This is a genomic window from Anaerotignum propionicum (assembly GCF_024461735.1).
In the GTDB taxonomy this organism is placed as follows: Bacteria; Bacillota; Clostridia; order Lachnospirales; family Anaerotignaceae; genus Chakrabartyella.
Genome location: NZ_JANGAD010000006.1, coordinates 53,919 through 72,221, shown reverse-complemented (window position 1 = coordinate 72,221; position 18,303 = coordinate 53,919). Strand labels below are relative to the sequence as shown.

At 38.6% G+C, this 18,303-nt stretch carries 11 protein-coding genes; 5 read left to right on the top strand and 6 right to left on the bottom strand.

What is annotated here, in order from left to right:
• Positions 1-19 precede the first annotated feature (19 nt).
• From rpsB to dprA, 3 genes are all read right to left on the bottom strand, one after another.
• Positions 20-742: a 30S ribosomal protein S2 gene (rpsB, locus tag NE558_RS09280; RefSeq protein WP_256149758.1), complete on the bottom strand. Its 723-nt coding sequence runs from the start codon at positions 740-742 to the stop codon at positions 20-22.
• A gap of 192 nt (positions 743-934) precedes the next feature.
• Positions 935-3,079 carry a type I DNA topoisomerase gene (gene topA, locus NE558_RS09275; RefSeq protein WP_256149757.1) on the bottom strand — a complete coding sequence of 715 codons (2,145 nt, stop codon included), beginning with the start codon at positions 3,077-3,079 and terminating at the stop codon, positions 935-937.
• Between the two features lie 13 nt (positions 3,080-3,092).
• The gene (dprA, locus tag NE558_RS09270) at positions 3,093-4,187 is read right to left on the bottom strand and encodes a DNA-processing protein DprA (RefSeq protein WP_256149756.1); all 1,095 of its coding nucleotides are present in this window, start codon (positions 4,185-4,187) and stop codon (positions 3,093-3,095) included.
• Positions 4,188-4,384: 197 nt separating this feature from the next.
• Here dprA and NE558_RS09265 point away from each other — a divergent pair, with 197 nt between their 5' ends.
• Positions 4,385-5,917 carry a YifB family Mg chelatase-like AAA ATPase gene (locus NE558_RS09265; RefSeq protein ID WP_256149754.1) on the top strand — a complete coding sequence of 511 codons (1,533 nt, stop codon included), beginning with the start codon at positions 4,385-4,387 and terminating at the stop codon, positions 5,915-5,917.
• A 17-nt stretch (positions 5,918-5,934) separates the two neighbouring features.
• Complete coding sequence (locus NE558_RS09260) at positions 5,935-6,609, top strand: YoaK family protein (RefSeq protein WP_256149752.1); 675 nt, start codon at positions 5,935-5,937, stop codon at positions 6,607-6,609.
• A 262-nt stretch (positions 6,610-6,871) separates the two neighbouring features.
• On the opposite strand, the gene NE558_RS09255 is transcribed toward NE558_RS09260, so the two are convergent.
• Entirely contained in the window at positions 6,872-9,043 is a 2,172-nt protein-coding gene (locus tag NE558_RS09255) for a methyl-accepting chemotaxis protein (RefSeq protein ID WP_256149750.1), read from the bottom strand.
• Between the two features lie 655 nt (positions 9,044-9,698).
• Complete coding sequence (locus NE558_RS09250; RefSeq protein ID WP_256149749.1) at positions 9,699-10,343, bottom strand: HD-GYP domain-containing protein; 645 nt, start codon at positions 10,341-10,343, stop codon at positions 9,699-9,701.
• Positions 10,344-11,166: 823 nt separating this feature from the next.
• Between NE558_RS09250 and NE558_RS09245 the strand changes: the two genes are divergently transcribed.
• Genes NE558_RS09245 through NE558_RS09235 form a run of 3 tightly spaced genes read left to right on the top strand, consistent with a single transcriptional unit; the run spans position 11,167 to position 15,965 of the window.
• Positions 11,167-12,954 carry a S8 family peptidase gene (locus tag NE558_RS09245; protein WP_256149748.1) on the top strand — a complete coding sequence of 596 codons (1,788 nt, stop codon included), beginning with the start codon at positions 11,167-11,169 and terminating at the stop codon, positions 12,952-12,954.
• Positions 12,955-12,967: 13 nt separating this feature from the next.
• Positions 12,968-14,701, top strand: coding sequence for a S8 family peptidase (locus NE558_RS09240; RefSeq protein ID WP_256149747.1), 1,734 nt, complete (start codon positions 12,968-12,970; stop codon positions 14,699-14,701).
• Positions 14,702-14,723: 22 nt separating this feature from the next.
• Positions 14,724-15,965 (top strand): peptidoglycan-binding protein, encoded by a 1,242-nt coding sequence (locus tag NE558_RS09235; protein WP_256149746.1) that lies wholly within the window; start codon positions 14,724-14,726, stop codon positions 15,963-15,965.
• 265 nt (positions 15,966-16,230) lie between these two features.
• Here NE558_RS09235 and NE558_RS09230 read toward each other — a convergent pair whose 3' ends face one another.
• Complete coding sequence (locus tag NE558_RS09230) at positions 16,231-18,054, bottom strand: methyl-accepting chemotaxis protein (RefSeq protein WP_256149744.1); 1,824 nt, start codon at positions 18,052-18,054, stop codon at positions 16,231-16,233.
• Positions 18,055-18,303 lie beyond the last annotated feature (249 nt).

Sequence of the window (18,303 nt, the reverse complement as noted above, 5' to 3'; positions counted from 1 at the left end):
CAAATGCCTTGTAAATAACTTATTCAGCTACTGTTTCTTCAACAGCTGGCGCTTCCTGCTCACCCTGCTTGGATTCCAAAACAGCGTCTGCAACCTTGGAAGCAATCAACTTTACTGCGCGGATTGCATCATCGTTACCGGGAATAACATAATCGATTTCGTCAGGATCACAGTTTGTATCAACGATAGCAACAATAGGGATACCCAAATTGTGTGCTTCCTGAACTGCAATTCTTTCTTTTCTTGTATCAACAATAAAGAGCATGTCTGGCACTTTCTTCATGTTTTTGATACCGCCAAGGTTCTTTTCCAGCTTTTCCATCTCGTGTAACAAAGCTGCAACTTCCTTCTTAGGCAGTACTTCAAAAATGCCGTCAGCCTGCATTTTCTCTAATTCTTTCAATCTTGCAATTCTTGTTTTGATTGTTGTGAAGTTTGTCAACATACCACCCAACCATCTCTGGTTAACATAGTACATACCGCATCTTTCTGCTTCTTCTTTCAAGCATTCCTGAGCCTGCTTCTTTGTACCAACAAACAAAATTTCGCCGCCGTCTGCAATTGTCTTGCAAACTTCTGCATAAGCCTCATCAACCTTTTTTACAGTTTTCTGTAAGTCGATGATATAAATACCGTTTCTTTCTGCGAAGATGTATTCCGCCATTTTGGGGTTCCATCTTCTTGTCTGATGTCCAAAATGAACACCTGCTTCTAATAATTGTTTCATTGAAATTACGCTCATAGCGCACCTCCTGTGGTTAGTCCTCCGCATCATTTTCCAGAAGAGACCGACCCTGTCGGCACCATTCCTCTGGCAACAGATACGTGCGTTTTAAAGTTACCTTTGGGATTATATCATAGACAAATATAAAAAACAACCATTATAACCAAAGTTTTTCTAACTTTTTGTTAAATATGGTTGTTTTTCTGTATTTTATTCCCCTTCAGTGGGCTTTTCCTTTATATAGCCGCACTTTTCATTGGAACAAACGATTTTTACGTTTTTGCGACCCTTTTCTACCATAAAACTGCCGCACTCAGGACACTTTTCTCCTGTAGGTTTATTCCAAGACATGAAGCCACATTCTGGATTATTCTCGCAACCGTAATAAATACGACCTTTTTTGGTCTTTCTGATTAGAACCTTTCCACCACATTCAGGGCAGTTTACACCGGCTTCCTCAAAGAAAGGCTTTGTATTCTGGCATTCCGGAAAACCCGGGCAAGCCAAGAACTTTCCATACCGTCCATATTTTATCACCATGTTTTTTCCGCATTTTTCACAGATAACATCGCTTACTTCGTCTTTGATTTCCACCTTGGCAAGCTTTTCTCTAGCATCCGTTACGCATTCTTGAAAGGCAGGATAAAAATCACGGATTACTTGTTTCCACTCCTCATGGCCGTTTTCCACTTCATCCAAACGTTTTTCCATGTTTGCAGTAAAATCAACATCAACGATATCTGAGAAATAACCTTTCATAATGTCGTTCACTGCTTCGCCAAGCTCTGTAGGATAGAGGTTTTTTGCCTCTTTGATTACATAATGGCGTGCCAAAATTGTGGTAAGGGTCGGGGCATAGGTACTGGGACGACCAACGCCGATTTCCTCCAGCATCTTGATTAAAGAAGCGTCGGTAAACCTAGCCGGGGGCTGGGTGAAATGCTGTTCAGGCAAAAGTGTTTCTACCTTTAAAATATCTCCCTTTTCTAAAAGAGGAATCATTTTTTCGTCTTCATCCTCGCCCTTATTATAAGCTTCCAAAAAGCCTTTGAATTTCAAGCTTGAACCTGAACTTCTAAAGCTATATTCCCCAGCTTGCATTTTCACTGAAAGGGTGTCATACACAGCAGGGCTCATTTGACTGGCAACAAAACGTTCCCATATCAATTTATACAACCGAAATTGATCCTTTGATAATGATTCCTTAATACTATCCGGTGTACGCAATACTTCTGTGGGGCGAATGGCTTCGTGGGCATCTTGGGTTTTCCCTTTTGATTTATAGATAACCCGTTCCGGATTCACATATTTATCGCCGTACTCTTCTTTTATAAATGATACAACTGCTGAATAGGCTTCATCAGAAATACGGAAGGAGTCTGTACGAATATAGGAAACCAAGCCCACTGTGCCTTCCCCTTTAATATTGATACCTTCATATAATTGCTGCGCAATCATCATGGTCTTTTGAGTTGCCATATTCAAATGCTTGCTGGCTTCCTGCTGTAAGGTACTTGTGGTAAAAGGTGCCACAGGTTTTTTCTGGCGCACGCCTGTTTTTACGTCTGTAACCAAAAAATCTTTACCTTCCACACCCTTCACAACTTCATCTGTGATCTCGCCATCAGGCAACTCCATCTTTGTATCGCCTTTGCCATAAAACTTTGCATCCAGATGCTTCGCATTTTTATCCGATAGCTTTGCTGTTAAAGACCAATATTCCGTAGGAATAAAAGCCAAAATTTCCTCTTCTCGGTCACAAATAATACGCAGTGCCACTGACTGCACACGTCCACCGGAAAGGCCTTTTTTCACCTTTTGCCACAGCAAATCGCTGATTGTGTAGCCCACCACACGATCCAGCACACGTCTTGCCTGCTGAGCATTTACCAAATCCATATCAATTTCTCTTGCTTCTGTAATAGAACGTTTTACTGCTGTCTTGGTAATCTCATTAAAAGTAATACGGCTGATGTCCTTATCTTCACCAAGATTTAAAGCATGAACCAAGTGCCAGCTAATGGCTTCTCCTTCACGGTCAGGGTCAGTTGCCAGGAACACTTTATCAGCACTTTTCGCATCTCTGCGCAGTTTGCTTAATAAATCTCCTTTCCCCCGAATTGTAATATATTTTGGTTCAAAATCATTTTCCACATCTATACCCAGTTGGCTTTTGGGCAAATCTCTTATATGTCCCATGGACGCTTCTATTTTATAACTGCTGCCAAGAAACTTGCCAATTGTGGTGGCCTTAGCAGGGGACTCTACAATAACAAGATATTTTTTAGACGCTTTTGTCCCCTTCCCGGTGGACTTTGTTGTTTTATTCTTTTTTTCAGCGATCTCTTTTGTCATACTTCACCTCAAATTAACCTTCCCTGATATATCCCGCTTGAGAAATTTTTCGTATGTATCCCGAAATTTCCAACAAGGAAAGTATATACTGCACTTCCTGTATATTTTTATGCAGTTTCCTGCAAATGGTTTCTGCCAAAACAGGTTCTTTATCAAGAATCTGATCATAAATTTCTTTTTCTTCCGCCGAAAGCTTTGCAGCCAATTGTTTGGAAAAAACCTGTTTTTCATATTCTTTATAAGTAATTCCCAATTCAAACAAAATATCGTTGCTTTCTGTTACAACAGGACAGCCTTGCTTGATTAAATTATTCGTCCCTTCGCTCAAAGCACTGGTAATATTTCCGGGGACAACAAATACTTCTCTTCCGCTTTCCAATGCAATATCCGCTGTAATCAGCGTACCGCTTTTTTTCCCAGCCTCTACTACCACCACAATTTTTGACAAACCGCTGATGATTCGATTTCGATTGGGAAAATGATGGGGTGCTGGTTCAGTACCTGGGGGATACTCGGAAATCAAACAGCCATTTTTTGCAATGCTTTCCATTAGCTCTCGATTTTCAGCAGGGTAACAAATGTCTACTCCACATCCCAGCACTGCGATGGTTTGCCCGCCGCCGTCCAATACGCCTTTATGAGCCATGGCATCAATACCCTTTGCCATGCCACTGACAACAATAATGTTTGCCTTGCCCAAATCTTTGGCAATCTGATAGGTTACACCGGCTCCATAGCGTGAGCAACGCCGTGCCCCTACCAATGAAACTTTATCAATAGCATCATCAGGCAATGTGCCTTTTACATAAATTCCAATGGGAGGATTATAAATTTCCTTTAATAAACTTGGATATAGCGGATGTAAGAAAGAATAGAACTGTATATTTTTATTCTCCAGCTCTTCAATCCAAGAATTCAGCTTATCCTCGTCCCTTCCAAAGAGTATTGCATCAATGGTTTTTTCAGGGATTCCTTTCACATTGATGAGCTGCATGCGATGGGCATTCCAAACTGCTTCGGCACTTTGAAAATATTCCAAAAGCAAATGAATACGTTTGAATCCAATCCCTTCCATTCTTGAAAGCCACATCAAATAGTATTCTTCCATGCCAGCACACCTCCGTACATCGAGTTACGCCCTTAACTATATAACCATTTTTTTAAAAATTCAATAAGAAAATGTATAATCGACAGAAATTTCAGTAATTATGGCTATTTATTCGTAGTAAATTACTGGAATCATTGCAAATTTTAGTAATTATTGATATGATAATTCCAACTAGTATGAGAAATGAGGCGTTATCCATGCTTTCTATGATTAAAAGTTCCGCATTGCAAGGAATCGACAGCTATCCAGTTTCTGTAGAGGTTGATTTGAGCAGCGGATTACCTTCCTTTGATATTGTTGGCTTGCCCGATTCAGCGGTGAAAGAATCCAGAGAACGGGTGCGAACGGCAGTAAAAAACTCGGGATTTTCCTTCCCCGTCAAGCATATTACGGTAAACCTTGCTCCTGCGGATACACGCAAAGAGGGAGCTTCCTTTGATTTACCCATCGCTTTGGGCATTCTTTGTGCTTGCGGCGCACTGGAAAACGAAGCCGCCGCTGATTATTTTGTTACAGGAGAACTTTCTCTGGACGGCTCAGTAAGGCCTGTAAATGGCGTACTGCCAATGGTTTATGGCGCAAAGCAAAACGGGATAAAAAAATGCTTTATTCCTATGGAAAACATGGACGAAGCTGCCCTGATTGACGGAATTTCTGTTTACCCTGTACATAGCTTAAAACAAATCGTTTCCCATTTAAGCGGCAAGGATAAAATACCAGCTTATTCTGTAGATGTAAAAGCATTGTTTGGTGATAAAAAAGAGTCTGACATCTTGGATTTTGCCCATGTAAAAGGCCAGGAAAATGCGAAACGAGCAATGGAAATTGCGGCTGCAGGTGGACATAACTTTCTAATGATTGGTCCACCCGGATCAGGTAAAACGATGCTTGCAAAACGACTTCCCACTATCCTGCCTGACTTGACGTTTGAGGAAAGCATTGAAATTACAAAAATATATAGTATAGCGGGATTATTGAGAAACAAAAACTCTTTAATACTTACTCGCCCCTTCCGCTCCCCGCACCATACCATTTCTGCATCTGCTTTAACTGGTGGAGGGCGAATTCCAAAGCCCGGAGAAATTTCCCTTTCTCATCACGGAGTATTGTTTCTGGATGAATTGCCCGAATTCCAGAGGGCTGCATTGGAAATTATGCGTCAACCCCTTGAGGATGGACAAGTTACCATAGCTCGTGTAAACGGAACACTTACATTCCCCTCAGATTTTATGCTGGTTGCCGCTATGAATCCTTGTCCATGTGGGTATTTAGGAGATGGAAACAAATGCCACTGCTCTATGAACGAAATCATTCGGTATCGAAGCAAAATCAGCGGCCCCCTTTTGGATCGAATTGATATTATGGTAGAAATGCCGGGGGTTTCCTATGAAGATTTAGAAATTGAAGAGCAAGGCGAATCATCCTCTAACATAAAGGAAAGAGTGCTGACAGCACATGAAATTCAGTTGAAACGGTATCAAAAGGAAGGGATTTTTTTTAACGCTCAACTTAGTGCCGCACAAATAGAAAAATACTGTGCTCTGGGGACCAAAGAAAAGGAACTGCTGAAACAGGCCTTTTTACGCTTGGATTTAAGCGCAAGAGCATATCACAAAATACTAAAGGTTGCCAGAACAGTAGCCGACTTAGCGGGGAGTGAGGAAATCACACTGCCACATCTGGCTGAGGTTTTGCAATACCGTTCGTTAGACAGAAAATATCTGCTTTAATCTATAAGGAGTTCAAAATGGAACAATGGAAAAATCAAATGTCGGAAAGCTTTCGAATTGGCGCTTTATTGGCCTTTGCGGGGGGATTTTTCGATTCATATACTTATATTGCTAGAGGTGGAGTGTTTGCAAATGCGCAAACAGGAAATATGATTTTATTAGCGATTCAGCTGGTACAGGGACAGTTTATGAATGCACTGTACTATCTAATCCCTATAACAGCTTTTGTATGTGGTATATTCCTAGATGAATACATTAAGCAAAGATTTTATCTAACTCATAAGCTGCACTGGCGGCAAATTGTGCTCTTCATTGAAAATGTTGTGCTAATAATTGTTGCATTTCTACCTTTAGGAAAGGGAAATGTTTTAGCCAACGTATTTATTTCCTTCATTTGCGCAATGCAAGCCCATAGCTTCCGTACCCTTCATGGTCTGCCTTATGCAACAACCATGTGCACAGGAAATCTTCGCAGTGGTACAGACCAATTGGTACACCTTGTGTTTCATAGAGACACTGCTGCAGGGAAAAAAGCTTTTCTTTATTTTGCCATTATTTTTGTTTTTATTGCAGGGGCAGGTGCAGGTGCAATCGTAACACCAATTATAGGTGCAAAATCAGTTCTTTTCTGCTGTATTCTTTTAGGTATGGCACTTGTGATGCTCTCATTAGAGAGAAAAAATATGGAGTAAATTAAATTGCTAAAGATAGGGTAAATCATCATTTACCCTATCTTTTCTTGTTTTTGTAGAAATCTTTTATTAAAAAGACGTCTTCTATAATAATAAAGATACTTTAGCTTTAACATCGTAATAAGGGATTCTTCTATGGTTCAGCTTATTTATAGTCGTAGTACTTTGCAAAAAAATTCATTACTGAAAATAAAGGAGTGCCAATATCCAAACAGATAATTGGAACTCCTTTATAAAATGATTTATTTATCGGTAACTAATCTTAATAATTCATATTATCGTCAACATCATTTGTTTCCTTTACGTCTTCAGAGAAAAGCTTAAACCTTCCCACAAGGTCTTTTAATGTTTCTGCTTGTCCGCTTAATTCCTCTGATGTTGCGGCACTTTCTTCTGCTGTTGCCGAATTATTTTGTATAACACTTGCAATCTGTTCAACGGCGAAGGTAACCTGACCTGCCCCTTGGGCCTGTTCATTGGAGGCGTTCACAATGCGCTCAATCAGGTTTGTGATTGCGGAGGTTCCTTCCACAACCACTTCCATGGCTCTCTCTGTTTTATCTGCCATTAATGTTCCATCCTCCACAGCATTTACAGTTTCTTCTATTAAAATGGCAGTATTTTTTGCCGCTTCTGCTGATTTTCCTGCAAGATTACGAACCTCATCCGCTACAACCGCAAAACCCTTTCCTGCCTCTCCCGCACGAGCTGCCTCAATCGCCGCGTTTAGTGCGAGAATATTGGTTTGAAAAGCAATGGCATCAATGATTTTAATAATTTCATTTATTTCATTAGATTTATCATTGATTACCTTAATTGCTGTAACCATCTCTTTTAATTGCTTATTGCAATCCTCAACCTGATGTTCCGTTTTGGACACAACCATTTTAGCATTCTCTGCATCTTCTGCATTTCGCTTTGTGTGTTCAGAAATTATGGCAATTGTGGCAGAAAGCTCCTCTATGGAAGACGCCTGTTCCGCAGCCCCTTGTGACAACGCCTGTGCCCCGGATGCAACTTGATCCGATCCAAAGGAGACCTGTTCCGATGCTTGGTTAATTTCCGACAATGTATTGCTGAGCTGAATTTTTATCCCTCTCATTGCAAGTAGAATTTCTCTGTAATCACCCACATATTTCTCTTCATATTGAGATGCCACTTGAAAATCACCATTTGCCATAAGTCCAAGGAGATAATTAACGTCCTGAATAATTGTCTTTAAATTCAAAGCCGTGGCTTGGAATGTCTCAGCCAATTTGCCGATTTCATCCTCAGAATTCACCTCTAAATCAATATCAAAACAACCAAGTGAAATATTTTCTGCCGCTTCTACTACATAATCAATGGGCTTTAGCATTCTTTTTAAAAGCACCATAATGACAATGATAATGGTAAGCAACGCCAATACAGACATAATCAACATAATTGCCGTAAGCCAAATAACATCTTTATTCAAATCCTTTGTCTCAACAGATGTTTGCGCCCACCAAGTTTGCTGTCCACAATCAATGGGATAAAAATACCTTGCGTATTCTTTGGTTTTCCCATCCAAACCGATATATGGTGCGTCCATCTGAAAAGGTTCTCCCTTTGCAAATTCTTCCATAATTTTCTCATAAACCTCGGCGGAATTTCTTTCTTTGATATTTGTTCCAGAAAGGTCATTAGAAGTACTATCATATACATAGACCCCATCTTGGGTCAATATATTAGCAAACATGGTAGGATACTTTTCATTGGCTGATTCGATCTTGGAAAAATTAGATACAATAACATCAATATTAATATTTCCCTTAACCTCATTGTTATAAAGAATTGGATAACAAAGGGAACAAAGTTGTTTTCCTTCATATATAATAGGATCGGTTATGTATTGCTGCTTTGTCTCTTTTGTAATGCGATAATAGGCTTCATTGGAATAACTTTCATAGTCTCCTTCCGAAGTAACCACTTTATTTTGAGCATCCTCTGTATCAACATAGATTGCATAATCTCGAATGCTGGGGTCAAAAGCATATGGTTCAAAATAAATTCCCATACCGGAAATATCATCATTATTTTTTACCATAGGCCAAGCTGTATTTGCAAAAAAGCTTTCTTTTTCATAATTCTTTTCTTGCAATGCAACGTTGTAAACAATGCTGTTCTTTGTAGGCACCTCAGCATCTACAGCTGGTATAGACTTACTTTCTTTTTCGTATTGATCTTGGAAATAGTATTGCAAATTTTGCGCAGTGGTATTTGCGTCATCCATCATTGCTTGAACGATAAGTCCATTTTGTGCCGCTATTCCTGAAAATTCCTCGTTCACCGTTGTTCTTAAGGCTTTATTGGCTTGGAAAACCGATACTGAAACCAATAAAGTAAGAAATACAATTAATGTTCCCCCAATATAAATTGCAATTTTTTTCGCAAGTTTCATCCTTCTTAACATTTTAGAACCCCCATTCCAAAAATAACAGGCACTTCATATTAAGCGCCTAAAAGTTACTCACCCGTATTTAAACCATTTCTTATCTCTTGATTTTCCTCCCCATTTCATGTATGGGTTCTTACCACCTCTTCAAAGAACTTTCGATACCACACCCCTAAGTTTTTGGAATTTTTCTTGAGATCGATTTAGTCATGCTGCATTCTCATAAGACAATACCACCTCACTCTCCTTTATTCGTTAAATACTTAGCAGTTTGGGAATTTCGTAATCATGTTAGAACAATCATACATATCCCTTTCGAAAATGTTCGGATAACAGTCGAAAATTCCCGAAGTTTGTTAAATTATACATTATAGTATATACCCAAATATGAATTATTTCAATATTTTCACAGTAAAATAATACATTTTTTTGCATATACTGTTATATTTTCATAAAAAAGCACAAAAAAAGCACATCTGTTGTGAACCGTTGGAAGATTGATTTTTACTTCATACGTCACATCTGATGTGCCAAGGATTATTGCTTCTTTTTATTAAAATAATAAAACATTCAAATTGCAATTTTATAACTTTGTGAAATAATTTGTTATTGTCGAAATTTCTACTAAGATTTAGCAAAAGTTTACGCTTTAAAATTCATGATTACTATATCATCATAAAACAATATCCTTTAATCTTTCCGTTTTTCTATATTTTTCATATAAATGAACAACAATATCCCATTCCTCTAATACCATTCTCCCTATCTCCAAATCATACATGATGCCTAAATTCTTTTTAATTTCGTTGTAACAAAAATCATAATTATGTGCCTTTCGATAACTTCTGTCTGATAACATGGCATCAATAGAATCACAAACAGCAATAACTTTCGCACCAAAAGGTATTTCATTACCAGATAGCCCTTTAGGATACCCTCTCCCGTCCACCCTCTCGTGATGATATAAGACCATATCTTTCAGTTCATTCAAATGATGTGATTTGCTCAAAATCTCAGCACCAATTTGCGGATGCCTTTTCATACACTCCCACTCTTCATTTGTGAGCTTTCCTCCCTTATTCAATACACCGTCAGGAACACCCACTTTACCGATATCATGAAGATGAGCGGCGATATGTATTTTATCAGCCTCTTTGCTGTTTAATCCTAAAATTTTGCACACTTCTAAAGATAAATCACTCACTCGCTGTGAATGTCCCGCCGTATAGGCATCCTTTGCATCCAAAGCACTGGTTATGCATTCAATGATTTCGTGATAGTCTATTCCATTTCTATAAAAAGAAGCCTTCTTCTTCATACTCACCCCGCCGTTTTTCTTTGTATTCACTTCTTTCACATGCGCTTATATTTAATAGGATGCTTTACTTGTATTTTCATTCAAGACAGAAAATAATTTCAATCAAAGCAACCTCAGAAGCAACCCTAATAGCATAAAAATAAATACCGCAATCTTAGATTTGCTAAAATTTCATTGTCAAATCCCTTTGCGTGATTTGTGAATGTGATCACCAATTAACTTCAAAACAAAGACCCTTTAAGTAATTAGTTTATACTAACTATCATTGATTTGTCAATATTTAGATAAAATTCTTAAAACCGATTCAGCATTTCCCTGTATCTAAGTTAACTACAGCAAAGGCCTTTTGTAAAGGTAAGCGTTTCATCAGTAAGGCGGTAAACATAAAATGGAACAATTTATGCATATGAAATAATCTTGTCAATACATCCCCCTTTCAATTCTCATATGAATCATCCTCACATCCCTTCCCCCTATACATGCATTTTTAAAGTTTTTTACTAATATAATGTAAGAATACCAAAGGGAGGACGACGGTTATGTCATATCAATCATGCCATTTTAATAATGCGCAAAAATCTGTGTTAAAGTATTCTCCACGACAACACCATATTTTAGCTGAAAAATATATCTCCCTGCTAAAAAACCATACGGATACCATCGTTTACCTCACATTAAAGAATCATTATAGTTACTGGTATTTTATTAAATCTTGTGACGATACTCAACTTACTGGCTTTGTGAAGCTTAATGAAAAATGGGTCTATAAAGTAATCAGTTTATCCAATATCCTCGAATTCTGCTAAGCCAAGGAGTGAAATCTATGTCCAAAGAACCAAGGAATATTCCCGCTTCCCTTAAACGCGATATATTTGTTTCAGAAATATCAAATGAGTCTGAATTAATAAATGAATTTGAATTTCCGGAATTCATAGAACCTACTTTAGAAAGAATTGAGGTCATTGCAAAATTTAACGGTGATATCGTAAGGGTTGCACAATCGTTGGATGCTGAAGCGGAAATCATATACGAAAACTATGCAATCATCACAATTGCAAAAGATAAGATTAAAAGATTAGCCTCTTATCCTCAAATTGAACACCTAGAGTTGCCTAAAAACTTATATTTTGAATTAAGCAGCAGCCTATCAAGCAGCTGCATTCCTTCTGTGCAAAGAGTGGATGGATTTAACTTAAGCGGGCGAGGTGTAATTGTGGCAATCATTGACTCTGGAATTGATTATATGCATCCAGATTTTCGTAACAGTGATGGAACCAGCAGAATTCTGTTTATTTGGGATCAAACACAATCGGGAACGCCACCCGTTGGGTTTTACAGTGGCGCAGAGTATAATAACCAACAAATCAATAATGCCATCCTTTCTGAAACTCCATATCAAGTTGTTCCCAGCAGAGATACCAATGGGCATGGCACCGCTGTAGCAGGTATTGCCGCAGGAAACGGAAGGGCAAGCAATGGCACAAATCGGGGCGTTGCTTTTGAAGCTGATATTATTGCAGTGAAAGTTGGTTATCGAGGATATGAATCTTTTGCAAGGTCAACAGAACTAATGAGAGCACTAAAATATGTCATTGACAAGGCCAAACGCTTCGGAAAGCCCATCTGCATTAATATGAGTTTTGGTATGAACAACGGCTCCCATAAAGGAGATTCTTTGTTTGAAACATTTATTACAGAAATTTCTTCAAACTGGAAAACGTCTATCATTATTCCCACAGGAAATGAAGGTTCCGCAGGACATCATTATCACGGAAAAATCCAAACAGATGAAGTGCAGGAAATTGAATTTTTTACAGGACCTGGGTTAGAAACATACTATTTATCCTTATGGAAAAACTTTGCTGACAGTTTTGCAGTTGAGCTAATTTTTCCGGATGGAAGCTCCTCCGGAGTAATCAATATTGAAAATCAGGCTAAGACAGTAAGAAGGCCAAATTTGATTCTAAATGTATTTTATGGTCAGCCTTCCCACTACTCCTTAGAACAGGAGGTATTTTTCAATATCACTGCAACCCAAGGGCCTCTCCCCCAAGGAATTGTCAAGCTAAGATTAATTGCCAGAAATATTGTTGATGGAAATTATGATATATGGCTTCCCACCATAGAGGAGGTAGGTGAAGAAACTTTTTTTTCTGATCCATCCATATATAACACCATCACCATACCCGCAACCGCAGAAAAAGTAGTCCGTGTTGCAGGTTATAATGCCCGTGTGGGTAACATTGCACTATTCTCAGGCAGAGGTGATCTTGCAGATACTAACTCTTATCCTGACATTGCCGCGCCTTCCATTGATATCATTACAACAAAATCCGGCGGCGGCTATGATTCCTTCACAGGTACCAGTGTTGCTGCCCCCTTTGTTACCGGTTCAGCGGCTCTTATGATGCAATGGGGAATCATAAACAACAATGATCCTTATTTATATGGGCAACGGCTTAGGGCATTCCTGCGCATTGGTGCAGAAAGAAAAACGGGTATCGTTTATCCAAATGCATCCTTTGGATATGGTACCCTTTGCTTATACAATACAATGAATTATTTGGTTGAATATCAATTAGGTGAACAATTCTGGTTAAATCTTACCTAGGAGGTGATTTTATTTGGCTGCTGTAAATTTAGAGAATATTGATTTACCATTGTCAGAATTTATAAAACTTCCCACAACAGTAGATTTCAATATCATAAATACAGACCGATTTAAGCTATATGTTCAAGATAAGCCTTATTTAAAACTGGGGACAGAAATGGCAAATGAGTTAATTATTGTTTATACTCATAGAGATAATTTGCCCTCTTTATTTGAAGATTTGGGTAATGACTTTAATGAGTTTTTTCCCAAAATTTTATCCCCTTTAGACAGTAGAAGCAATGAAGATAGTGGAATTACACAAATTCAGAACCAGCCGTTTCTAAGTCTTTCCGGAAGAAATGTTGTCATTGGTTTTGTTGACACCGGGATTGATTACACAAAAGAAGCATTTCGTTTTGAAGATGGTTCCACAAAAATACTTTATCTTTGGGATCAAACCATTGATGGAAACAGGCCGGACTATCTTTATTTTGGTTCCGTGTATACACAAGATGATATCAACCGTGCTTTGAATTCCGATAATCCTTATTCTATCGTCCCCTCTGTAGATGGGGATGGACATGGCACTTTTTTAGCATCTGTTGCAGCCAGCAACGATAAAGGCGAGTACATTGGAGCTGCACCTAAAGCATACATTATGGCGGTAAAGCTGAAACGCGCCAACGAATTTTATATAGAACGATTTCTTTTACCCAAAGATAATCCAAATCTTTACGAATCTACTGATATTATCTTAGGAATAAAATACATCAATGATCGAACAGAGGAAATGAATCTGCCCATTGTGCAATGTATCGCATTGGGATCCAATAGCAGTGCACACGATGGCAACTCCCTTTTCGAGGATTACATTACATTTCTTTCTCAGAGAGCAGGTTTTTGCTTTGTAACTGCAGCTGGTAATGAGAGCAATGCAAGACATCACTCCCAAGGAAAGCTGCCAAGAACGGGAACCACAGAAACCGTCAGTGTTAAAGTGGGAAGACAAGGTGAATCCTTCTCACTGTCCATATATGGTCCGGCTTACGATAAAATGTCTGCCAGCATAACTTCACCTACAGGAGAAGTTATTGCACGGCTTCCTTTTAAAGTAGGATTAAAGTATAGCGAGAAACTAGTATTTGAGGCTAGCACAGTATCCATTGAATATTATAGAAGTTTCAGTAATCTGATATGGATTGGTTTTAGTCAGGCAACACAGGGTATTTGGGACATTACCCTTTTTGGAGATGCCGTTGTGAGTGGTGAATATTTTGCATGGCTGCCCATTACAGGTCAAGTGAGTGAATATGTAGAATTATTAAAACCCGTTCCCGAATATACCATAGTTTACCCGGCAACTGCAATGGGTTCCATTACAACAGGGGCATTCAATAGCAATGATAACAGCCTTTATGTTTCTTCCTCTTGGGGGCCAACAAGATTGCCACGCATGGCGCCGGACATTGTGGCACCCGGTGTTAATGTAAAGGGGATTTATCCAACTGGAACAGGTACAAAAACAGGCACCTCTGTGGCTGCAGCAATCACTGCCGGAGCAGCTGCCCTTTTATTTGAATGGGGATTGATTCAAGAGAATCTCCCTTCCATGGATGGAGACTTGGTACGTACTTTCTTTATTAGTGGCGCCACTCGGGAAGAGAATATGCTCTATCCAAACACAAAATGGGGTTACGGAAGGCTTAATCTATACGGTAGTTTTGCAGTCATAAGGGAATCTATCATTAACTACTACGTATTATAATTTTTCTCAAAGGAGGTTGTATATGGCAAACGGTAGGCTTTTTTTACGTGAAAATTATTTAGGCGGAACTGGTTTACTTAGAGTTAATACATTTCTAACAAATATCGCCAGACCTGCGGCAGGTGCAACGGTGACTATAACGGATCCCTATGATAATACTGTCATAGAAGAAGGGGTAACCAATGCTTGGGGGGAGATTCCACCAGTACCCTTAAGTGCACCGCCCATTGAATATTCCATGGAATACGATATGCCACGTCCATTTAATCAGTATAACGTGCGGGTCGCTTTAGCGGACTATGAAGAAGCAGTAATCAATAATGTTCAGATTTTCCCAGAAACCACTGCAGTTCAAGAGGTGAAACTGACACCAAGGTTCTCAGATATCAATATACCTTATCCTGTGTTGTATGGGGATTATCCACCGAAAATCCCAGAATCTGAAATCAAAAAACTACCCTTCCCAAGTAATCAAGTGGTACTACCCCAACCAGTTGTACCTAGTATTGTTGTTGTTCATGACGGTAGGCCGGAGGATACCTCTGCTGCAAACTATACGGTGGGATTTAAAGACTACATCAAAAATGTGGCCAGCAGTGAAATTTATGCAACATGGCCGGTGGAGTCTATTAAAGCAAATGTTCATGTTATTTTGTCTTTTACATTAAATAGAATCTATACAGAATGGTATCGGAACAAAGGCTATGATTTTACAATAACTAACTCCACAGCCTTTGACCAAGCTTTTACTTTCGGACGAAATATTTTCCAGGAAATCTCTGATGTAGTTGACGAGATTTTTGCGACCTATATTGCAAAACCCGATATCCGACAGCCACTATTTACCCAATACAGCGATGGAAGAAGAGTTGTTAGAGAAGGTTGGCTTAGCCAATGGGGTTCAAAAGACTTAGGTGATCAGGGATTAAATGCTTTACAGATTTTAAGAAATTATTATGGAAGCAACGTTTTCATTAAAGAGGCAGAAAAGGTAGAAGGTATCCCCATATCCTTCCCGGGCACTACCCTTGTTGTGGGCTCAACGGGAGATAGTGTAAAAACAATCCAACAACAGTTAAATGCCATCTCTAAGAACTATCCTCTCATACCCAAATTGGTTGAGGATGGGTATTACGGCGAAACCACTGCCGAGTCTGTTCGTGTATTTCAGCAGATTTTTAATCTACCACAAACCGGCACGGTGAATTACCCCACTTGGTATAAAATTTCCGATGTTTATGTGGCGATTCAAAGGCTTGCCTAAAAAGGGATAGCCAAAAGCAAACACAGATATATTGTCCATCTATCTAAAAAAAGAAACCCGATGAAAGAATTTGCTGTTTCTAGTAAAATCCTTCCATCGGGTTTCTTATTCCTTAAATATATTGTTCACTCATTTTGCAAAAATGAATACAATAGAAACTCCTGCAAACTAAATGACTATAATGGAATGAGCCTTCTCCATTTTGCTATTTTTTTGTGTGAGCAATTACATTGGATAGTTCATTTTAATCAGTTTAATTTTTATGTCAACTGATTTCAGCATCACCACTACAATCCTCCTGACGAACAAATTGCAGCATTTGTTTTTTCAAAATATGAACCTGTCGGTATCCTTCTTCGCTTCCATCGGCAAATAATTTGGCAGATTCCGTGTTCATCCGAGCAATCTGCTGAATTTTCTCTGCCTCTGTCGAAATGCTTACCATCTCACCTTGTTCCTCTTGTATGGCTTTTGAAATTAAAGCAATCATATCTGTAATTTCATCCGTTCGACGTACCACCGTATCCAAAGAATGGGCGGTATTTATAACAATATTTCCGCAATTATCCATTAATAGCGTAGAATTATCAATCAAGTCTGTAGTTTCTTTGGCCGCTTCGGCAACCTTCTTGGCTAAAAGCCTTACCTCCCCCGCCACTACGGAGAAGCCTTTGCCAGAATCCCCTGCTCTGGCTGCTTCTATAGCAGCATTAAGAGCTAAAATATCCGTTTGAAATGCAATTTCATTGATTGTTTTTATGATTCGTTTAATCTTATCAGTATGTGCCGTAACATCCTGAATGGCTTTTGTTGTTTCCATCATATACTCACGTGTAATACCCATCTGTTCATTCATTTCCATCGCAGCCAGATTCATATTCTGTATCTTTTGCCCACTTAATCTGGCACTATCAGAAATCAAGTTCAGAGTCTGTGAAAGCTGAGTGATGGAAGCATCCTGTTTCATAGCATGGGCAGATAGATTCTTGGCACCCTCAAAAACTTCCTTCACATGCTCCTCAACCTTTAATGTTGCGGTATTCACGTTATTTAAGGCATAATTGATATATGTTTGCATATTATCGGTGGCTTCCAGTAAGCTTTGATAATCCCCTACATAATATTCTCGATTGGAAGTTTGATACACCATATTGCCTTTTGCCATTTCATCTAATAAACATGCAACATCCGAAATAAGTATCTGCAATGTCTGCACCATTTTTTCAGAAGAACAAATCACTTCATCCAATTCATCGCCAGGCAAGTGCCCTTTTTCAACAATAGCAAAATCCCCTTTTTCAATGGAATCAGCAATATGTAGAATTTTTCGGGTTGCTTTGCGTAATGTTTTCTCAAGCATCCCTGCAGCCAATACCAAAACAGCGGCAGATATACCCAAGACAAAGATCAGTAACAAAGTCATATGCTTTCTCTGCTGTGCCGTCTTTTCTAAAGCTATATTAGATGCCTCTTCTGCCTTTGCCGAAACCAAATCCAAAATCAAATATAGATCATTTACACTTTTTTGATAATCTCCATTTATTGTGGTGAATGCTTTATCTGCTTGCCCTGCAAAAGCAAAGGACATAACCTTCATTTCTTGAGATAAAAAATTATTGAGTGCAGTATTTAAATCTTTCATCAATTGTTCTTCATGAAAACTTTTTTTCAATGTATTTATATCTGATACAGTCTTTTGCACTGCAAGCTCCACGGCTTGATTGCTTTGAGCATTGTCATTTTGAAAAACAGCAGATAGAATCCCTCGATCAAGCATCGCAACATCATTGCGAATCTGCATTTGCTGAATGCTGTTTTTATACTCATTATTATAAAAGGATCGCATTCTTCCCTCAGCTGATTTTAATGCTCCAAAAACAATAGATATCGTCAAAATATTCATTCCAATTGCTATCATACTGACGAGACGCAATTTTTGACTTATTTTCAACTTCCCTTTCAATTGAAGTTTGTTTTTGTTAAAGTGAAATAGTTCTTTCTTGAATCCACGATAGGCATTCCAATTTTTTAACCCTTTCTTTTTTATTTTCAAATAATATTGTATGATAATAGCAAAAAAATTTTTCATTTCAATTCTCCATATATAAAACAAACAACAGCAATTAATTGCTTAACTTTACCAGAATTATAACAATGTTAAATTTTTTCTACTATCTAGAACCAGTTAATACTCCGTTAAATTTGTGTTAATGGGATCTATCAGTATAAAGACCCCTCCCACTATCAGATTTCCGCAATAAAAAAATAGGCTAAGCCTAACGGTCCTGTTGACCATGACTTAACCTATCTAATGAAATGCTTCATAGTAATATGCAAG

Coding starts and splice junctions, on each gene's coding strand:
- rpsB (WP_256149758.1), bottom strand. CDS start 742: ATGAGCGTAATTTCAATGAAACAATTATTAGAAGCAGGTGTTCATTTT.
- topA (WP_256149757.1), bottom strand. CDS start 3,079: ATGACAAAAGAGATCGCTGAAAAAAAGAATAAAACAACAAAGTCCACC.
- dprA (WP_256149756.1), bottom strand. CDS start 4,187: ATGGAAGAATACTATTTGATGTGGCTTTCAAGAATGGAAGGGATTGGA.
- NE558_RS09265 (WP_256149754.1), top strand. CDS start 4,385: ATGCTTTCTATGATTAAAAGTTCCGCATTGCAAGGAATCGACAGCTAT.
- NE558_RS09260 (WP_256149752.1), top strand. CDS start 5,935: ATGGAACAATGGAAAAATCAAATGTCGGAAAGCTTTCGAATTGGCGCT.
- NE558_RS09255 (WP_256149750.1), bottom strand. CDS start 9,043: ATGTTAAGAAGGATGAAACTTGCGAAAAAAATTGCAATTTATATTGGG.
- NE558_RS09250 (WP_256149749.1), bottom strand. CDS start 10,343: ATGAAGAAGAAGGCTTCTTTTTATAGAAATGGAATAGACTATCACGAA.
- NE558_RS09245 (WP_256149748.1), top strand. CDS start 11,167: ATGTCCAAAGAACCAAGGAATATTCCCGCTTCCCTTAAACGCGATATA.
- NE558_RS09235 (WP_256149746.1), top strand. CDS start 14,724: ATGGCAAACGGTAGGCTTTTTTTACGTGAAAATTATTTAGGCGGAACT.
- NE558_RS09230 (WP_256149744.1), bottom strand. CDS start 18,054: ATGAAAAATTTTTTTGCTATTATCATACAATATTATTTGAAAATAAAA.